The organism is Desulfurococcaceae archaeon, assembly GCA_038845865.1.
In the GTDB taxonomy this organism is placed as follows: Archaea; Thermoproteota; Thermoprotei_A; order Sulfolobales; family Desulfurococcaceae; genus UBA285.
On record JAWBQJ010000001.1, the window covers coordinates 425,740 to 442,590 of the forward strand.

Annotated in this window: 20 protein-coding genes and 4 tRNA genes; 5 read left to right on the top strand and 19 right to left on the bottom strand. The window is 49.1% G+C overall.

Translation table 11 applies throughout. The features are described from left to right. The first annotated feature begins 8 nt into the window (after window positions 1-8). Window positions 9-368, top strand: a complete 360-nt coding sequence (locus QXU03_02200; protein ID MEM2170554.1) for a hypothetical protein — start codon at window positions 9-11, stop codon at window positions 366-368. Here QXU03_02200 and QXU03_02205 read toward each other — a convergent pair. From QXU03_02205 to QXU03_02255, 11 genes are read right to left on the bottom strand one after another with little or no spacing between them, the layout of a single operon-like run. Continuing rightward, window positions 362-868 carry a hypothetical protein gene (locus QXU03_02205; GenBank protein MEM2170555.1) on the bottom strand — a complete coding sequence of 169 codons (507 nt, stop codon included), beginning with the start codon at window positions 866-868 and terminating at the stop codon, window positions 362-364. The genes QXU03_02200 and QXU03_02205 overlap by 7 nt on opposite strands. Further along, window positions 865-2,001 (bottom strand): DNA primase small subunit domain-containing protein, encoded by a 1,137-nt coding sequence (locus tag QXU03_02210; GenBank protein MEM2170556.1) that lies wholly within the window; start codon window positions 1,999-2,001, stop codon window positions 865-867. The genes QXU03_02205 and QXU03_02210 overlap by 4 nt, the downstream gene beginning before the upstream one ends. Then, entirely contained in the window at window positions 1,979-2,725 is a 747-nt protein-coding gene (locus QXU03_02215; GenBank protein MEM2170557.1) for a DNA polymerase sliding clamp, read from the bottom strand. Before QXU03_02215 ends, QXU03_02210 begins: the two co-directional genes overlap by 23 nt. Before the next feature lie 54 nt (window positions 2,726-2,779). Next, window positions 2,780-3,121, bottom strand: a complete 342-nt coding sequence (locus QXU03_02220; protein ID MEM2170558.1) for a transcription factor S — start codon at window positions 3,119-3,121, stop codon at window positions 2,780-2,782. Continuing rightward, window positions 3,121-3,492, bottom strand: coding sequence for a hypothetical protein (locus QXU03_02225; GenBank protein MEM2170559.1), 372 nt, complete (start codon window positions 3,490-3,492; stop codon window positions 3,121-3,123). Before QXU03_02225 ends, QXU03_02220 begins: the two co-directional genes overlap by 1 nt. 5 nt (window positions 3,493-3,497) lie before the next feature. After that, on the bottom strand, window positions 3,498-3,782 hold the full coding sequence (locus QXU03_02230; GenBank protein ID MEM2170560.1) for a DNA-directed RNA polymerase subunit L: 285 nt from the start codon (window positions 3,780-3,782) through the stop codon (window positions 3,498-3,500). Window positions 3,783-3,819: 37 nt separating this feature from the next. Then, entirely contained in the window at window positions 3,820-4,437 is a 618-nt protein-coding gene (locus QXU03_02235; protein MEM2170561.1) for a DUF2067 family protein, read from the bottom strand. A 4-nt stretch (window positions 4,438-4,441) separates the two neighbouring features. Then, complete coding sequence (locus tag QXU03_02240) at window positions 4,442-4,990, bottom strand: exosome complex RNA-binding protein Csl4 (protein ID MEM2170562.1); 549 nt, start codon at window positions 4,988-4,990, stop codon at window positions 4,442-4,444. 7 nt (window positions 4,991-4,997) lie between these two features. Further along, entirely contained in the window at window positions 4,998-5,645 is a 648-nt protein-coding gene (locus QXU03_02245) for a methyltransferase (GenBank protein ID MEM2170563.1), read from the bottom strand. 18 nt (window positions 5,646-5,663) lie between these two features. After that, window positions 5,664-6,686, bottom strand: a complete 1,023-nt coding sequence (gene dph2, locus QXU03_02250; protein ID MEM2170564.1) for a diphthamide biosynthesis enzyme Dph2 — start codon at window positions 6,684-6,686, stop codon at window positions 5,664-5,666. Between the two features lie 16 nt (window positions 6,687-6,702). After that, on the bottom strand, window positions 6,703-7,230 hold the full coding sequence (locus QXU03_02255; GenBank protein ID MEM2170565.1) for a 50S ribosomal protein L16: 528 nt from the start codon (window positions 7,228-7,230) through the stop codon (window positions 6,703-6,705). A 100-nt stretch (window positions 7,231-7,330) separates the two neighbouring features. Between QXU03_02255 and QXU03_02260 the strand changes: the two genes are divergently transcribed. Beyond that, a tRNA-Leu gene (locus tag QXU03_02260) sits at window positions 7,331-7,415 on the top strand. Here the strand turns inward: QXU03_02260 and QXU03_02265 are convergent. Next, window positions 7,397-8,416, bottom strand: coding sequence for a methionine synthase (locus QXU03_02265; GenBank protein MEM2170566.1), 1,020 nt, complete (start codon window positions 8,414-8,416; stop codon window positions 7,397-7,399). The two genes, QXU03_02260 and QXU03_02265, sit on opposite strands and share 19 nt — an antisense overlap. 94 nt (window positions 8,417-8,510) lie before the next feature. Between QXU03_02265 and QXU03_02270 the strand changes: the two genes are divergently transcribed. Beyond that, complete coding sequence (locus tag QXU03_02270; GenBank protein MEM2170567.1) at window positions 8,511-9,176, top strand: corrinoid protein; 666 nt, start codon at window positions 8,511-8,513, stop codon at window positions 9,174-9,176. Here QXU03_02270 and QXU03_02275 read toward each other — a convergent pair. Continuing rightward, a complete protein-coding gene (locus tag QXU03_02275; protein ID MEM2170568.1) occupies window positions 9,152-10,075 on the bottom strand; it encodes a tetrahydromethanopterin S-methyltransferase subunit H in 924 nt (307 codons plus the stop codon). The two genes, QXU03_02270 and QXU03_02275, sit on opposite strands and share 25 nt — an antisense overlap. Before the next feature lie 41 nt (window positions 10,076-10,116). On the opposite strand from QXU03_02275, the gene QXU03_02280 reads away from it, so the two are divergent. Further along, window positions 10,117-10,890, top strand: coding sequence for a hypothetical protein (locus QXU03_02280; GenBank protein ID MEM2170569.1), 774 nt, complete (start codon window positions 10,117-10,119; stop codon window positions 10,888-10,890). 3 nt (window positions 10,891-10,893) lie between these two features. Here the strand turns inward: QXU03_02280 and QXU03_02285 are convergent, their stop codons facing one another. From QXU03_02285 to QXU03_02300, 4 genes are all read right to left on the bottom strand, one after another. Further along, window positions 10,894-11,928, bottom strand: a complete 1,035-nt coding sequence (locus tag QXU03_02285; protein MEM2170570.1) for a radical SAM protein — start codon at window positions 11,926-11,928, stop codon at window positions 10,894-10,896. A gap of 181 nt (window positions 11,929-12,109) precedes the next feature. Further along, window positions 12,110-12,219 (bottom strand) — tRNA-Ser (locus tag QXU03_02290). Window positions 12,220-12,483: 264 nt separating this feature from the next. Beyond that, entirely contained in the window at window positions 12,484-13,209 is a 726-nt protein-coding gene (gene alaXM, locus QXU03_02295) for an alanyl-tRNA editing protein AlaXM (protein MEM2170571.1), read from the bottom strand. 142 nt (window positions 13,210-13,351) lie between these two features. Beyond that, window positions 13,352-13,440, bottom strand: a tRNA-Gln gene (locus tag QXU03_02300). Window positions 13,441-13,530: 90 nt separating this feature from the next. Here QXU03_02300 and QXU03_02305 point away from each other — a divergent pair. Further along, window positions 13,531-13,604, top strand: a tRNA-Lys gene (locus QXU03_02305). Between the two features lie 24 nt (window positions 13,605-13,628). Here QXU03_02305 and QXU03_02310 read toward each other — a convergent pair. Both QXU03_02310 and QXU03_02315 read right to left on the bottom strand, forming a co-directional pair. Next, on the bottom strand, window positions 13,629-14,978 hold the full coding sequence (locus QXU03_02310) for an aspartate aminotransferase family protein (protein MEM2170572.1): 1,350 nt from the start codon (window positions 14,976-14,978) through the stop codon (window positions 13,629-13,631). Between the two features lie 200 nt (window positions 14,979-15,178). Next, window positions 15,179-16,813 carry a radical SAM protein gene (locus tag QXU03_02315; GenBank protein ID MEM2170573.1) on the bottom strand — a complete coding sequence of 545 codons (1,635 nt, stop codon included), beginning with the start codon at window positions 16,811-16,813 and terminating at the stop codon, window positions 15,179-15,181. Between the last annotated feature and the right edge of the window lie 38 nt (window positions 16,814-16,851).

Sequence of the window (16,851 nt, forward strand, 5' to 3'; positions counted from 1 at the left end):
TGCTCTCCGTGAAGAGGGCTAAGTACAGAGGGGCGATCTCGAGGCTGTTCGACTACAACGAGCTGGCCGAGCTCACTTTCAAGCTAACAGTATACATAGCGCTTGCGCTCTACATCATCCTAGTGACGGGTTTACTAGCACCGGGCCCTACAGCCCTTCCAGCACTAGGCATTTTGACACTCCGCATGGCCTTTATGGTGATACTCTTGACCCTAAGCGTTTACGTGATCCGCGAGTTCAGAACTACTAAGGTCAGGGCGGAACGTAGAAAAACCACACCATCAAAAGAAGCCCGCAAAGTGCTACATTTACTCGTAGCCTTGCTGGCCACTACTGTGGCTTTTTACGCATTGCTACTATACTACTGACTCCAGGTACCCGTATACCACTTGTAGAATGGGTCTAGTAATACTCTCCCACACCCACTCACTTCTGCTAATATGAGGTCCCTTATGGGGAGGGCGGCGATCTCGTTCTTTCTGTAGTTTTTTCCATTAATTTGGCAGTTCGAAGTAAATTCGTAGAGTATGCGGTCTCCGTATTTGAGTACTACCGGTGAAAAGAGAGATTCTCCCGCTTTCATTACCGCTAAGAGTGCCTTTGCATGTTCGACATCTACGGAGCTGTTTTCAACCTGCCCCTGCAAGATTACTTTAAGAAACCTAACTCTAACAAGGAGGCCTGCATCATCCACTACGCGTTTAAGTAGCATATAGAGTACTTCCTTGCCGAGCTCATCGATTACGTGAACGTTCATTAAGGATTTCCTAATTACCTGTAGTATTGAAGCTAAGCGTAAATGTGGAATTTGAGTGAGTGCACCTGATTTTAATTCTTCCCTTACAAGCTTCAAGTAGTACTCGCTCATGGTCTTACCTCCAGTTCGTTGAAGTCCACGGGTAGGGCTAAGCCCTTCACCACCATGTACACTCCTATATACGCCTCTACTCTATAGATATTACCTCTCACGAGGTTTAATTTTGTATCTAAAACGTCCACGCCTCCCGTAACCAGGGACTTTACCTTGAGTGTGCCCTTAAACGGAGAAAAGCACTCATAGCGTAGCCTATCCACGTCAATATCCCGCTTTAACTCGGTAACTTTAAACCCTGCTTTCATGTTGAGACTGTTGCCAAACCTCGATAACCTTGTAGTGTCCATCGTAACTGCCCGGTCGACATCTACGCACACTTCCCTTAAAATCGCCTTAACGTATTCCAGGTCTACGAGCATGACATCTTCTAATTCTTTGACCCTGCGCCTTTCGATGATACCGCGTTTCATGGCAAGTTCTAGGACGCGCTTTCTCAAGCCGTATTCTGGCGTTCTGAAAACGGCCTTGCCCCTATATGCTGGAAACAGCGTATCAAGGTCTAGCTCATTACACGATACGTAGTCTGCAATAGCCCTCCTAGCTTCCCTACCCAGTTGAAGTACCTCCTGGTCTAATACCTTTACGTGAAAGCCTCTATTTCCCGAAAAGTAAATCTTTATCTTGCTGTATCCAAAATCCTTCTCGAGGACGTCTACAAGCCTTAAAGCACTATTCCATGCCTTCACAATGCACATCCAAGGCAAAGAGAGGTACTCTACGGGTTTTTCGCCTTGAGGACACGCCCCTAATACTGTATCGTAAGCCTCGCCGGACTCTGGGCAAATCCATATCCTCTTATTACAACCCTCGTACTTGTCGGCATCTATATCGAAGAGGAGCTCTGAACCCTCCCAAATCTTATTTTCCATTATGTCAGCGTCGGGTACAGCGTACAGCGCGGAGGAATGATAGAGGTGTAGGGGTGTTTTAACCGTTGTTATGTACTCGTAGAGTGCGCTCATATAAGGAAAAGCCAGGTGCCTAATGTAAGCTGCGTCTTCTAGGCTTTCAAGCGCGATTTCCCTTTTGTGGAGATCGCCCGGTTCCTCCAACGGCCTTTGACTGTAGTATTCGCGTATAATTTTCCTCAGAAAGGCTATTTTACTAGTCTGTTCTCGGGGCAACATAGAACTGCAACATGCCCCCATGAGGTAATTCATACGCCATTCTGAGTGGTGTCTCCACGCCCAGGCCCAGGGAAAGTGTTTCCGCGGCTTGAGAAGCGATGGCGATTTCTATTAAGTAGTCGACGGTGTACTTCGACCGGGCTTCACCGGTAGACTCGTATTCTATTAGGGCGCCCGTAGATGCACTAAGCACTACTTCAGCCTCCGCGATTTCGCCCTGCGCCTTAATGTACAGTGTACCTTTACCCTCGGGAGCGTACAGTTCTATAGCATCGCTTACTGGTTCGAGTTCTCTCACTATGTCCTTGAACATTTTGGGTAAGATTTTACACCTAAATGACTCCTCAAAGCTTATTTCGGGCACTTCCTGGTACGATAGCTCTATGCTCGGTAATATAAATCTCCTTGAACCCCTCCCCTCCAAGTATACTCCTAGCTTGCTCTCTCCTAGCACTTCTAGTACTAGCTCATCTCCCTTCCTAGCCCGCCTAAGTATTTTTGCAAAGTCCTCCATGTTTACTCCGATGACTATTTCACCAGGTACTTCGAGTTCGTAGAACGCGTCTCTAGGTACGTAGAAGTCTACGAGTGCTACACCGGAAGGGTCCATGGCCCGCAATCTAAGGCCGTCTTCCGAGATCTTGAAGCTCGCCTCTCCGACTATTCTCGATATCGCGGTGATCGAGTATTTCCAGATGACGGCTTCCCTAAATTTAAGCTTCAACTAAACCACCTGAAAAATCTACGTGGTTGTCGTTATTAAAGCTATGATACTGGGCTACTCGTACTCTCTCCAAACATGTCCGCACTTAACACACTTGTAAAACCTTGTTGGAGGCTCATCAGCAGCCCTTGTCTGCATCACCCAGTAGTATGCTTCATTCGCACCACACCGCTTACACGTAACGTCTCTAGTTACCGGTAGCGTCGATTGGTTAACTTCGTTTTCGAGAACGACCGTTTTCTCCTTAGTGCTGTGCTCTATCTTTGAGGATACCTTCATTGACGCGTTACCCACAGCTTCTTCTCTATAACCGCACCTGCTACATGTCAGTACATTCCTGTTTACCTCCTTTTGGGGTCTCAGCAAGCCCCCGCACCTCGGGCAGAACCTGATCATCACTTATCACCTATGCACTTCTCACTAGTTTCCACGATGAGCTCTACGTCAGAGGGGGTTATTAGCATCCTTTTCTCTAGCATGCATAGAACGGAATTCACTAGGCTACAGTACTTATGCTTTACCGTTAACTCGTCGCCGCCTTCGAGGACCTTAAAGGGGAAAAGGCGCATCGCGTACTTGTTTTCGGTGCACGAAACCATGTATGTGATCTCGCTGTATGTGCGCATGTTTTTCTGCAAGTACTGGTTAACGTCGTAGCTAAGTAGTCTGAGCACTACGAATTCCTCTATAAAATCTTTTCTATACGTGGCAAATACTCCATAGTAGTTACCCATGCCGTATACTAAGATCCTTGATTCCTCCTTCATCCTTCCTAATCCTGGCTAAATACCTCTTCAACAGCACGCTTAAACTCCTCGATTCCGCTTTTAAGGCGCTCAATAATGTCCTTTAATACCGTGGACATATCTGTGCCCTCCTTTACGACAAAAATGAACTCCATGATGTTTTTTAATGGATGAGGGATTCTGTAAGCAGCGTATTCTACGGAGGGGTGACGTAAGGCCTCTTTCATTAAGAGATCGCCTAGCGTGTGGTCTTCGCCGTATATCTCGAGTACAAGCTCCTTCTCGGTCTTCGAAACGACCTTAACGTCCATTTAAGCAACCCCCATCGTAACTATCAAGTAATCATAGTTACTTTTTAATGTTTTTCAGAAAAATGTCTAAGGCTGTTCTCCAGTCTACCACGAGAACGTGCCTTCCATCCTCCGATCGTTTCAATATGTTCAAATCCGCGGACAACCCCACCACGCCCTCTAAGGACATTTCACTCAGAATGCAACCCGCTATAATGTAGTACCTTGTCGAGGTGTTAGCCGCAAGCCTGGTTGCTTCGGGGTTCAAATCGGCGATTCTCTCGGCCAGCCTCAGGATCTCCTCTAGCGGGGCGTTGGTAACTATGGAATCTTCATCACTTAAATGCTCAGCCGTGTAGTTCATTCTCCTGAGGATTTCCATTAAAAGTTTCGGTGGAAAGGTCTTGCGGATCATTTTCGCTACTAGGCTGATAGGGTATTTTCGTAGCGCCGCTTTACGTGTTATTTCTTTTAGCGGACCTACTAGCCTCTTCACCTCGATCCAAAGATCCTTTATGTCCGATTCATACCCGTGGGCCTCAAGTAAGAGGCCCCTACCAGTTAGCTGCATCGAGATGTAATTTATGGAGGGCATACGGTCTTTGAGGAGCTCGTAGAGTTTTAAACATTCGTCTTCCTTACACGGTACGTAAAACCTCCTCTTAATTAGTGGCAAGCATTCACCTCAAGACGTAAAGGTATTCCGCTGCAGTTTTTCTCTTTTCCTGCTTACCGCAGTTTTTGCAGACGAGAGAACCCGATGTGTGCAGGTACAAGACCTGCCCGCAATTACTGCAGTATGCGAGTATTATCCCCGTCACCGGCTCCCTTATAGATAAGAGATACGGTGGCGTGGAGTTGAGTACCTTGGCTTTAACTATGTCACTCGGCTTTACATAATCATAGATGTCCACGACATACTCGTTGGATACCTGGGAAATGTGTAGCAAGCCAATAGCGTTCGACCTGGTGTTTTCTGCGGCATATATTCTAATTAAAGCCACATCTTCGCTCACGCTTTGTACCAAGCCCTCTACTAGAGAGCCTTGCTTTATCGTTAGATCCTTTCTCGTGACGGTCTTCACCTGGAGAATCTTCTTGTACTTGTCAAAGACAGCAAGTCCAATAACCATGGACCTTAAATACCCAGTTCCGTCGACATAAACACCTGTAGCCGGTATCGCCTCCTCTTCAACGGCCACTGGTTCACCGGGTACGACAAAGCCCATGCATGTTTCACCCATAGCGCTTAGTTAAGCCCAAGAGTACTACTTTCACCCTATGGACTCTTCTTCTGTGCCTTGAGTAAATCATAGGTATTTCTAAGTTTAATACTTCAAACCAGGTTATATCGAGTTCCATTGCTTTGCTCATTTCTTCCAGTACCTCTAAGAAACCTCTTGAATGCTTGTGTAAACTATAAACATTACGGGCGCTTCTCAAAGCGCTCTCCAAGAACTTTAAATCTAGCCCTCTATTGCGTTTCACCACGCCGAAGGGAGGGTTCATCACAACTGTGTCTATGTTATTCAATTCTATCGACGCTGCATCACTCACCACGGGTATAAGCTGATGGGCCATTTCCCGGAAGCCCTTGAATAGGATACTCTGCGCGAACGCCAGTATCTCCTCGTCTATGTCAACGCAGACCGCTCTGCGCGAACCAGCTAGTAACGATGCGGTGGCGAGTATACCGTTCCCACAACCCAGATCCGCGACTGTGGCATCGTCTATGGAGTTTTTCAATAAAGCAACCCATATCATGTGTGCTGCCACGGAAGTGGACGTGGGGTACTGTTCAAGGTGAGCTTTATATTGCTTACGCACCGCCTCAAGCGAGTACGGGGTGAGAGCCCTTTCGAGATCGGCCTTGCTAGTTATCATTAAGGCTCTAATAGCGCATCACCAGGGGTAAAGGTACTTATCGCTACCGGTGAGTAACATTATGAACTCTCCCGGAGTTAACACTGGTTTATGAAAGTCTGCGAGGTCATCTATAGGCAACCTAGGACAGCTCGTCACGACGTAGAAGTCCAGGTTGAGCGCGCTGTCCATGGCTATTAGCCTATCAAGTGTCAGATAGCTGGAAGCCACTTTGTAGACTCTATAGCCTTTATCTAGAGCTAATCGCTCAATGTAGCTACTAAGAGTAGGCCGGTACTGTCCAGGCCTCGTACCTACTACTAGTCCGACCCTGTTACCTGTCGATTCCCTAGCCTTTAGAACGGCGTATAGCCTTTTTCTGAGCACTTTATGCGCCTCGTTACTGGCCATTAACAACCTGTTCATGTACGGGTCTACCGCTATAACCGGCCTAGAGGCTACGAGCCCTAAACCGATGGCATGAAATAGTCCTCCTGCGATCACCACGTGCGCGTCGGCCTTGCTTTCTAACGCAACTACGTGGGAGTACAAACACCCTAGTATGGGTTTATCCGTGTCATATAAGACAATACCTTTCCTGGCAAGGTATTCTGAAACCTGCTTCTTTAAAAGTGATTCTACGAGCGTCGACGAGAGTGCTACTCTTTCAGCGCTCAGGCTTTTCAGCGTATTGTAGAGGCTTTCCAGCAGGTCAGTGCTTAGAGCCCGTTGATAGTAGACGGGAACGTACACTATCCTCATACCCGGGATGCCTGTACTCTCCTGGAGGAAGTACTCGCCATGGCCTAAGTGTATAACTAGGTTTGTTTTAAGTACTTCGGCCTCTTCTACCGGTATATCACACGCACCGTAACCTGGACTGGATGAGAAGTATACCTCCTCAATGCTGAAGGATCTCAGCCGTTCTTCAAGGCACGTATACAGGTGTTTAAAGCCATTAGGAGCATGTATCAGAACTCTTCTCGGATTTACTGACCTAACAGCCTTCACGACAGCATCGAATGGTATCACGTAGTCGTTACATGAAAGTACCTGGCCCAACGACAAAGCTCCTTATTCAACCTACTGGGGGAATACCGGGCTTGAGCGGCTTTATGACTATTCTACATGGTAGCGGTAACTTTGAAGCCGCTATTTTAAGTGCCTCCTTGGCCGCGTGAACGTGGTCCTTGAATACGCGGACAATCATTACCTCTTGTCCCGGGTACACTCTAGCAGCGGTACCAATGGGCTTTCCGAAGGCTAATCTCATACCTTCCTGTAGACGGTCTGCGCCTGCAAACGCTAGCATCTTGTTTTCGCGGATAACGTGGTGAGGATAAGCCTTAACCTTGAGGAAGAAGTTGTTTTCACCTAGCTTCTTTGTGAGGTTTTTGAGGGTCATCACGCGTGCAGCCTCTAGTGCGTTATGCCTGATTTGCCCCGCCTCTTCGACTATTAGCGTGACCTCGTAGTCGTAATCCTTGTGAATATCACCCATCTCGAACTTCGTTACCTTCGGTGGTGGAATGCCGGGAATGTACTCTTTTCGAGTGTAAGGTGGCCCGCCGAAGTGGGTATAGCACCTAGCTGGTCTGAGCGGCATGTAAACCCCCTTGAGTTATCACGTTACTAAAAGCCTTAAATAGCTTTAATAATTCACAAACACCTTTAAGAAGCCCCTAAATCCTAGATACTATAGTGGTGCGGGGGTGCCCGAGCCAGGTCAAAGGGGGCGGACTCAAGATCCGCTGGCGTAGGCCTGCGTGGGTTCAAATCCCACCCCCCGCACTCTCATAGCGCTGGTCGCTACTCTGAGGGTCCTTTAAACCAGCTACTAGCCGGTCTACAGCCTCTCTTATTCTCTTTAACTTGTTAAAGCATATCTCTCTTAGCTCGGTTTCGGGTGCAACGTCCCTTAGCCCTCTAAAACCATCATCTGCTGAGACTAGGTCTACATTTAGACCAGCGCGGTTGACTATTTCTTTCAGTATACCGAGGAGCTCCTCTACGGGCTCTACCTTCATGCTTTTACTGCTCGCGATTCCCGGCGCGAGCTTCTTGGAATGAGCCTCCAGTAGTTCCCTTTCAAGCACTTGGACGTTTTCGCGCGTACCGTAAAACTCGAAGTTTACAACATCCAGCTCCTCGACGGATACCAGTGTTCTAAACAGAGGCTTTGATATTCTGCCACATACATGTATTCCGCGCTCACCCGTCACGCCACTGTATACGTAGTCCAGGTAGTCTGCAATGTCTTCTAAGGCGTACCCTAGTAGTACCTTTCTCGCACCAACAACCACGGAGAGCATAGGCTCGTCCACGAAGAGGATATTGTAGCCTAAACTAGCAAGATATTTCAGGTTGTTCTTGACATAGGCTGCAAGCGACTCCACCACCTGCTTATCGCTTAGTGCAGTTGCCGAAAAATCCTCCGCCTTAGGTTGCAGTAGTATGTTGCTGGCAAGCGTAAAGGCGCCCGTTACGGGCGCCCTTAAGTACTTAAACACGCCTTTTGAGGCTTCGACAAATAGCTCTGCTTCCCAGATCTCGGGTTTCAGCTCAGGCGGCTTTTTGAGGCCTTCCATGTCTTTGACCAGATACATTCCACCAACGTCGTCGAGTATCCCAGCTTCAATGTAGGGTTCCAGGAACATTCTCACAAAGTCCCTTAACTGGGGGTACGCAGGCGCGTTAACACCCGATTCTACATAGCCCTTTACTACGAGCTCTACAGACTGCGCTTCGGGCTTAAATGGAAAACTACCCACATGGCTTACCCTCACGTGCACGGGTGGCCCCCAGCACCCTTTTATACTCCCCTATATCTACTCTGGAGTTTTAAGCCTTCGAGGCCATTATGTCTAACAATGCGAGGTAACCGCCATGAACGCGCTAGAGGTAATTAAGCAGTGCCTGGTAAACCTTGATAGGGAGTGCGTGAAGCTACACGTAAAAATGGCACTGGACTCTGGCATCACCGCATCGACCATAGTCTTATCATCCATGTCAAAGGCCATGGAGGAGGTTGGAAAGCTGTATGAAACGGGGGAGTACTTCATCGCAGAGCTCTTGGAGGCAGCTTCTATATTTAAGGAAATAATGGGCATTTTAAGACCCCGCATAGCCGAGGAAGTATCAGCCCTCAAGCACGCGAGGAGGGCTCGAATAGTAATTGGGACGGTAAAAGACGATATACATGACGTGGGTAAATCCCTGGTGTCAGTCATGCTAGAAGCAGCCGGCCACGAAGTCGTCGATCTCGGCGTGGATGTCCCGGTAGAGAGGTTTGTCGAAGCATGCGAAAAGTACAAGCCCGACGTCCTCGCCATGAGCGCATTGCTAACTACTACTGCAAAGTACATGAAGGCCGTAATAGATGAGTTGAAAAAACGAGGCATTAGAGACAAGGTGAAGATAGTCGTCGGTGGAGCAGCCGTGACGGAAGATTTCGCCAGGGAAATCGGCGCGGATGGCTGGGCCCCGAACGCCGTTGAGGCCGTTAAACTAGTCAACAGGCTTATTGGTCAAGTGCCGGGTAATACGGGCTGAGCGAAGAGCCTCTGTACCTTTTTGAGTAGCCCTTTAATCGGGTGCTCTTCCGGTAACCTGATACCCTGCCTTCTAAGCGCATATCCGAGTAGGCCATCTACCATCGCTAAAACCGGTGTAACGTACTTTACCCTACCAAGCGGACCGATCATTACGAAATCCGCCCCCATCATTCTCAAGTACGCGGCAGAGCCTCCGTGGATGCCGTAGAGCTCATCCACGGATACCGTGCTCTTGGATACTGAGCCCAGCGCATTGGCTGGAGCACATCCAGCTGGTTCACCATACTTCGACTTGAAAAGCCTTAGCGTCTCTCCGCATATAGCGATGCTACCCGGATCTAGCACCACGAAATCCGCGAAGAACAGTTCTACGCCTGCATTCCTCGCAAGCGGGATGAGTCTCTCTTCTAGTAGCGCTATTCGGCTTTCAGGCTGTATGTACTTGTAGGGGTCTCTGGGATCAAATGCTATGATCACGGCCTTTTTGAGCTTACTTTCTCGGAGAGCATCAAGCTCTTCGGGAGGGCTATTAACGTACAGCCCATTCGCGATTGCGTATTCTCCAAGGCCCAGCTCGCCCGCTGCCAGGTAGCTCTTTGCCCGTACTTCCGGGCTCGGAGAGTCGATGAACACGGGTATGTTGAACTCCCCTAAGAAGGAGAGGATCTGGGAAGCTGCTTCTACTGAAGGAATCACGGCATCTACGCCTAAGACAAGCTTATACTCGGAGGTGATCGACAAGGCCTCTTGCAGCTTCGTAGACAACGCGTTTCTATCGAAGTCTCCTTTAGGGCTTAGCAAGCACTTATCTCCGTGGTAGAGTATCGTTGCAATTACCCACGTGGGGCCCTCTCCCACTAGCCCGCCGATCTTGTACTTGCCTACTGCGTAAAGCATGCTACCCACTCGTTAAATAGGCTCTTACGCGGCGGCAATTTATGCTTTATAACTCTTCTACAAGTATTTTTAAGTTAACGCCAGCGGGGGTCATAGAGTTGGAGATCTTGCTGGAACTGCCACCATATAGCAGAAACCGGGTTGAAAAGACTGTAAGCGCCACGAACAGCCTACTCGATGGGTACTTCATTCCCTGCGCACCCGCTGGAGTGCCCATGATGGACTGCTTTGCTACTGGGGTATACGTAACTACGAAATACGGTTCCGAGGTTTACTGTAGTCTGAGAACGCGTGATTACACTCTAAACCACATACTCGAGAAAGTAAAAGTAGCTAGCGAATTCGGGTTGAGCGGGGTCCTGGTCACCAGAGGGGATCCCCCGAGACACGGTTCTGACTGCAATGATTACACCACAGAGTTTGTTGTAAGTTATATCCGTAAACACGGACTACGAGCTGACCTGGGAATAGTGCTCAGCACGAAGTTCACGGTCGAAGAGATGGTTAAACGAGTAGAGTGCGTAAAACCGGACTTTGTGACGATTATAAGGTTTAGTGGAAGTTACGTGGAGTGCCTCAGAGCCCTTGCACGGGCTTTCAGCGGTATAAAGAAGACCTTCGCGTTTATACTACTAGGGCTAGGCAGCAACGTTGAACTATTCGAAAGGCTCGGACAGCCCTACGTGCTCCCAGGAGAGCTAGAAGCGGTGATTGAAAGGCTTCGGGGACTGGTAACCGGTATCATCCTGTCATCGCCCCTTGAACTTTACGGTGTTGTTGAAACGGTGAAGCGCGTTAAACGTCTCGCCCTGTAGATTTCACTTTTCAACTATTTTGCCCCTGACTGGAATCACTTCGTTACATCTTTTACACCTATACCTGCCCCCGCTATGATCGAGGCTATGGTATAGTACCCTGTAGTTGTGCCTGTAGATAACGGTTTTACCGCACCTGGGGCAACGCGTTGACTCCAATTCAGGATCCCTGACGTTGCCTATGTACACGTACTTTAAACCCTGCTTAACGGCATAGTCCCTTATAGCCCTTAGTCTCTCTAAGGGTGTTGGCGGCTCTTTCCACCTGTGTGCTGGGTAGTATCTGTTGATGTGCATAGGCACGTCGGGGCCCAGGTACTCTAGGTGGTTATCAATGATCCACTCGTAGCAATCCTCGAAATCATTGGTATTCGTCACAACCAAGTACACCATTTCTACGTGAGCGTTCATGTCCAGCGCCTTTGCTGCGTTCCTGAATACCACGTTATGATCTATTCCCACGAGCGCGCGTTTCATTTGCGGACACCCCTTTATATCGGCCGAGAAGCCGTCTACGCCGGCCTCGATTACAGCTTTCAGCGATCTTTGAGTGAAGTACATGTTTGTAACCACCATTGAGTAAAGCCCGTGCTTGGTGGCTAGCTCGGTGACGTCGATCACGTAGTCCAGTTGAGTTAATGGTTCGTTGAAACTGGCCGATAGGCCTTCATCCCCGCTTAGAACGGTCATTTCCACGAGCTTTTCGGGCGGAATCACTTCCTCCTCGCCGCTAGGTTTACGGTAACTTAGATGATCGTTCTGGCACCACGGACAGTAAAAGTTACACCCGTAATTACTGTACGTTAACGCAGTTGAACCGGGCCAGTAGTGGAAAAGGGGCTTTACCTCTATAGGCCTACTTTCAATCGCGCTGAGCCTTCCATACCCAATACTGTATACCACTCCGTCTAAGTTTATGTAGTTGCCGCAGGCGCCTCTACGACCCTTAACGAGGATGCACCTCCTCTCACACACATTACACACCACCGCATTATTCACTACCTCGTAAAGCCTTGCCCTAACCCCCATATTGGACATGCTCGGCCCTCCACGCTACTTAGCCTGCTATTCCAAATTATGCCTATTGGTAACGGTAAGGTTTATTTTTGTTCAACGGCGAGCAAGCCAGTGCCTTCTAGGCAGAGAGGCCGCCTTTACCGCGTGTTATCAACGTGGCTAAGCACAGTTGCTATTGAAGAGTGTAAGCGCTTCAGGTTACTGGCGCCGGGGGCGGGATTCGAACCCGCGCACCCCTGCAAGGGGCAGTGGGTCTCCCAGAGATACGCTGGAACTCGAGCCCACCCCCTTAGGCCGCTCGGGCACCCCGGCACCAAGACATTATACGCACTACCTCTTTAATAGTTTTGACCTTTAATTACACAGTAGTTAGTGTCGTGATGAGCTTTCAGCGGACAGATGGGCTTCGTGAAGATAAAGGCCGCGGCTGACAGCAATTTGGGCTTTCTTCGAGACGTTAGTGCTAGCAGGGAGTGCGCCCTCTAAGCCAGGGGATTCTTCATCTATCTGTGGGTAGTCTCCCGACGGGGCCTCATCGGGCCGGTTAAAAAATATTCGTTAAAGGCCTTATATTGATTAAGGCTTAACTGTAAAGTAAACTCTCCTCTTGTTCTTGCCTTTGTTTTCAGCCTTCAGGAACACTATTTCGCCGATTTCACCTGTTCTCCTAACGTGCGGGCCCCCGTCAGCTTGAACGTCGATACCCGGTATCTCTACTATTCTAAGTTCCCTGATGTCGGGAGGGGTTCTGTAAGCTAGCTTGGTAATACCCGGTATTCGCAACGCTTCTTCTCGTGGAAGCCAGTAGGTTTTCACTTCTAAGTCTTTCTTAACTACCATGTTCGCCTTCTCGATCGCCTCTACGAATAATTCCTTATCGAATCTTTCAAGGGTGTAGTCGTCGTAACCGTAGTCGGGAGTGATGTTTCCGCCGGAAATTAACGCCCCGTAATCGTTGTACATTATGGCCGAGAGGATGTGCGCGGTTGTGTGGAGCCTCATTAACCTGTATCTCCTCTCCCAGTCCAAGATCATCTTAACCCGCGTGCCTGGAGATGCCTCGATGGGCTTAGCTACCCTGTGTGCTACCTCGCCACTCTCCTTCTCGATGAAGACTTCTACGACCTCTACTTTATTGCCATTGATGATCAGAGTGCCCTTGTCGTGGTCCACGCCACCACTTCTTGGGTGGAATATCGTGCTATCGAAGAAGAGTATACCGGGTTCGCAACGCGTAATTATAGCTTCATACTCTTTTAAGTACGAATCGTGCTGGTAAATGAGCTTGGTTAAAGATTTCATGGCTAGCCCCAAAACTAAAAACTCTTAAACCATAATTAACCTTCAGGTCTTAATCACATTACAAACTACATACGTTTAAGTTGGGCTACCATTATCTCCACGAGCTGGTGGAATTTGATGGTAAAGAAGAACGACATGTAAGTAGCCGGGCGGGGATTCGAACCCCGGTCACGGGGGTTCCCCCATACTCGGGCCAGAGCCCCGCATCCTTGGCCGCTAGACGACCCGGCTACTTCTCAGTAAAATATCAGTTACTATGGGCTTTTAAGCTTCCCTGCAATTAACCAGTCTTTTTAAGCCCCTTCAATTTATCTCTATGTAGGGCCCGTAGCTCAGCCAGGTAGAGCGGCGGGCTTTTAACCCGTAGGTCCCGGGTTCAAATCCCGGCGGGCCCGCAGCGACTCTGAGTTCGCTCTCCACTACTCTGTTCTCCACGCTGTCATGTACTCAACTACAGTGTCTGGTACCTTGCCTGCTAGTACGTCTTTTATTGCTTCTTCCAGGATTTCAACACCCCGTTCGAGGTCCTCTCTAGGTATCGTTAGAGGTGGCGCTATTCTGAGGACATTACCATATTTGCCGTAAGTCATCACTATGAGCCCTTTCTCCCAAGATCTCCAGATTATCTTTAGCGCGCTGATCCTGTCGGGGGTTTTGGATTTCCTGTCCTTCACTACATCTACACCCAACATTAGGCCGAGTCCACGCACGTCTCCCACGATTTCGTGCTTATCCTTCAGCTCGTTCAGCATCTTCATCGCGTAGTCGCCGAGTGAACGAGCCCGCTCCACGAGGTTGTTGCTCAGCATGTACTCTATGCCCTTAATGGCCGCTACGCATGAAAGTGCGTGCGCTGCCAGTGCGGCGAAGAATGTTTGAGGCGGGGCTGCCTCTACGATTTCAGCACGACCTACTACGGCTGAGACCGGCATTCCAGCGCCTAGAGCCTTGCCGAGTACCAGTAGGTCTGGTTCTACGTCGAAGTGCTCAATCGCGAACATCCTCCCCGTACGGCCCATCCCGGTCTGTACTTCGTCGTCTATTAACACTATTCCGTACTCTTCCGTGAGCTTTCTAACCCCTTTAACGTAATTTCTCGGTGGTACGAGCACCCCACCATCGCCTTGCACGGGCTCTATGATCAAGGCCGCTACGCCTGCCCTGGCGTCAAGTCTCCTCACAGTGCTTTCAAGCTCCGATAAGTAGTGCTCACCGCACAGGTCGGGGTCATCAACACCGTACTTGCACCTATAGGTATCCGGGTAGTCTACGAAGTAGACGTTTTTGAACTGCATGCACGACCTGACCTCGCTACTAAACGAGCCCCCCACGGCTACTCCGAGAGCTGTCGTGCCGTGATACGAGTAAGTGTAACTAATTATCCCCGGCTTCCTCGCGTATATGAGCGCGGATTTCAGCGCGGAGTCGCACGCGTCGCTACCGCTGAGCCCGTAAATTACCTTTTTACGGAAACTACCTGGAGCCATTTTTACGAGCAATTCAGCCAAGGTAATTGCCGGCTCGTGGTACAGGTAGAGGCAATAGTGCGTAAACTTGTCGACATGTTCTTTGATGGCGTTGACTACATAATCGTTGGTGTGGCCAACATTATATGATGCAGCGCTCGACAGGAAGTCTATGTACTCCCGCCCCTCCACATCCCATACCTTAGCGTTCTTAGCTCTTTGCACAACTAAGGGGAAGTACTTGAATGCCTGACTCGATGAAATGTATGTCCTGTACTTTTCGATCAGCTCGCGCGTTCTCAAAGGAAGACCCCCATCAATCGTACATTGAAGTAGAAAATTTAAGTATTTAGCTACCAAGCCCCTGTAGCACCGTGGACAGATAATAACGACAACCTAGAGAGACCAATGTTACTAATGTTGCTATTAAAGGCCTCACGCACGTCGATGTCTATATTCCACTAACGCCTACACGGTAGAGAGCGAGTTAGTCGCTACCTCCCTTACATTATTCCTTCATACGCGTGTTTATACGTTTCTGAGGACTCCAGTACTTTCCTATTCCTGGTGTACTTCCTGTATGGTTGTGTTAGTGCAAAACCGTGCTCCCTCATGATCCTGTCTCTGTAGATGTCTTCGAAGATGTTGTAAGCGCAGAACGGTATAACCCTCCCATCAGGTACCACGTAGTGGACATTGCACCTCTGGACTCTCTGTATGTCGTAGTTGTAAAGGTCCATGAAGTGCATCTGGCCGATGAAGAGTAGCTTGTAGTGTAGCTCTCCAAGGGCTTCATAACTTCTCTTCACGATTATGTTAATTAAGATCTTGTATATGTCGAACTCCCTGGGCGCCTTGTCCTGGTCTATGAACTTTCTAATAGCATAGAGCAGCTTCATTCCCGTTAAGATCCTACTAGAGCCGCTTATTAGGTCGCCCCACTTCTCACGGAGGTACTCTAGTAGACCGTCTATGTCAATGAACTTCGTCACTGGTATTAGCCGGGTCTTAGTACCCTCCTTCTCGACATACACATATGTACCGACACCGCATACTGGGTGGTTTGACATCTCGAACTTGTACTCCCCGCTAAACGACTCAATGAATCTCGAGAAAACCACGCTAGCGTTTACCGGGAACCAGGCATCTCTAGGTATTTCGCCGTCCGTCTGCTCTTCGATGAGCTTCGCTATTTCGGGTATGGTGATCCTGTACTTCTCCCTTTCTTGCTTCTTCATGTAGCCGGTTAAGCTGACTGGCTGGAAGTTAACTGACCTCACGACGTCTACGTGCTTGGCCGCGAACTTTATGATTGCGCCCAGCTCGTGGGTGTTCACGCCTTTAATTACCGTTGGTACGAGGACGATGCTTGTAATTCCCGCCTTTCTGAAAACTTCAAGTATGTATGGCACCTCCCAGTGGTTTTTCCAGTTAGTTCTCGGCGTCACGCCGTCAAAGCTCAGGTACACGGTGTTGAGGCCCGATGTCCTGAGGCCCTTAGCGTACTCCACTGCCTTAACTGGGTCCTCCAAGTACAGCTGGGCAATTTTTAAACCGTTGGTATTGAGCTGTATATGCCTAATGCCCTCTTCTCTGAGTAATCTCACTATGTCTACTAAGTCATCTCTGAGGAGGGGCTCTCCCCCAGTAATCTGCACGGCTATCGTTGCACCCTGCTTCTTGACGCTCCTGATCATCGCCTTTATCTGCTCTAGTGTTGGCTCGTAGACGTAACCGGCTGCCTCGGAATAGAAGAAGCAGTACCAGCAACTGAGGTCACATCTATTAGTTACCACTAGGTTTATGAGGGCACTGTGTTGCTTGTGCATTGCACAGAGCCCGCAGTTGAAGGGACACACGGTCTGAACGCGCGTGTACACGTGCTTTGTTCCCCGACCCTCATCTACGAACTTTAACACCCTCTTGTAGAACTCTACATCACCGTAGTAAAGTTCTTCTACCTCGCCGTGGTCCGGGCACGTTCTACGGATGAAGACACTGCCACCTCTCTCGACAATAACGGCTGGAAGCACCCGGTAGCAGTATGGACAGACACTAAGCGTAAGCGAGAGAACTTCCTCGCCCTCTCTTAGTTTAGGAATTACGTACGCGATTTCCCCGGGATGCTTAGTACTCATAAACACCACTATAAACTTGATATAAGAGCATTAGGGTA

Bases quoted from the DNA above. Each gene is read 5' to 3' on its own strand.
- QXU03_02240 (MEM2170562.1), bottom strand. From the start codon at position 4,990: ATGGGCTTTGTCGTACCCGGTGAACCAGTGGCCGTTGAAGAGGAGGCG.
- QXU03_02225 (MEM2170559.1), bottom strand. From the start codon at position 3,492: ATGAAGGAGGAATCAAGGATCTTAGTATACGGCATGGGTAACTACTAT.
- QXU03_02255 (MEM2170565.1), bottom strand. From the start codon at position 7,230: ATGCCGCTCAGACCAGCTAGGTGCTATACCCACTTCGGCGGGCCACCT.
- QXU03_02315 (MEM2170573.1), bottom strand. From the start codon at position 16,813: ATGAGTACTAAGCATCCCGGGGAAATCGCGTACGTAATTCCTAAACTA.
- alaXM (MEM2170571.1), bottom strand. From the start codon at position 13,209: ATGAAATCTTTAACCAAGCTCATTTACCAGCACGATTCGTACTTAAAA.
- QXU03_02230 (MEM2170560.1), bottom strand. From the start codon at position 3,782: ATGGACGTTAAGGTCGTTTCGAAGACCGAGAAGGAGCTTGTACTCGAG.
- QXU03_02245 (MEM2170563.1), bottom strand. From the start codon at position 5,645: ATGATAACTAGCAAGGCCGATCTCGAAAGGGCTCTCACCCCGTACTCG.
- QXU03_02275 (MEM2170568.1), bottom strand. From the start codon at position 10,075: ATGCTTTACGCAGTAGGCAAGTACAAGATCGGCGGGCTAGTGGGAGAG.
- QXU03_02205 (MEM2170555.1), bottom strand. From the start codon at position 868: ATGAGCGAGTACTACTTGAAGCTTGTAAGGGAAGAATTAAAATCAGGT.
- QXU03_02270 (MEM2170567.1), top strand. From the start codon at position 8,511: ATGAACGCGCTAGAGGTAATTAAGCAGTGCCTGGTAAACCTTGATAGG.
- QXU03_02280 (MEM2170569.1), top strand. From the start codon at position 10,117: ATGCTTTATAACTCTTCTACAAGTATTTTTAAGTTAACGCCAGCGGGG.
- QXU03_02285 (MEM2170570.1), bottom strand. From the start codon at position 11,928: ATGTCCAATATGGGGGTTAGGGCAAGGCTTTACGAGGTAGTGAATAAT.
- QXU03_02220 (MEM2170558.1), bottom strand. From the start codon at position 3,121: ATGATCAGGTTCTGCCCGAGGTGCGGGGGCTTGCTGAGACCCCAAAAG.
- QXU03_02210 (MEM2170556.1), bottom strand. From the start codon at position 2,001: ATGTTGCCCCGAGAACAGACTAGTAAAATAGCCTTTCTGAGGAAAATT.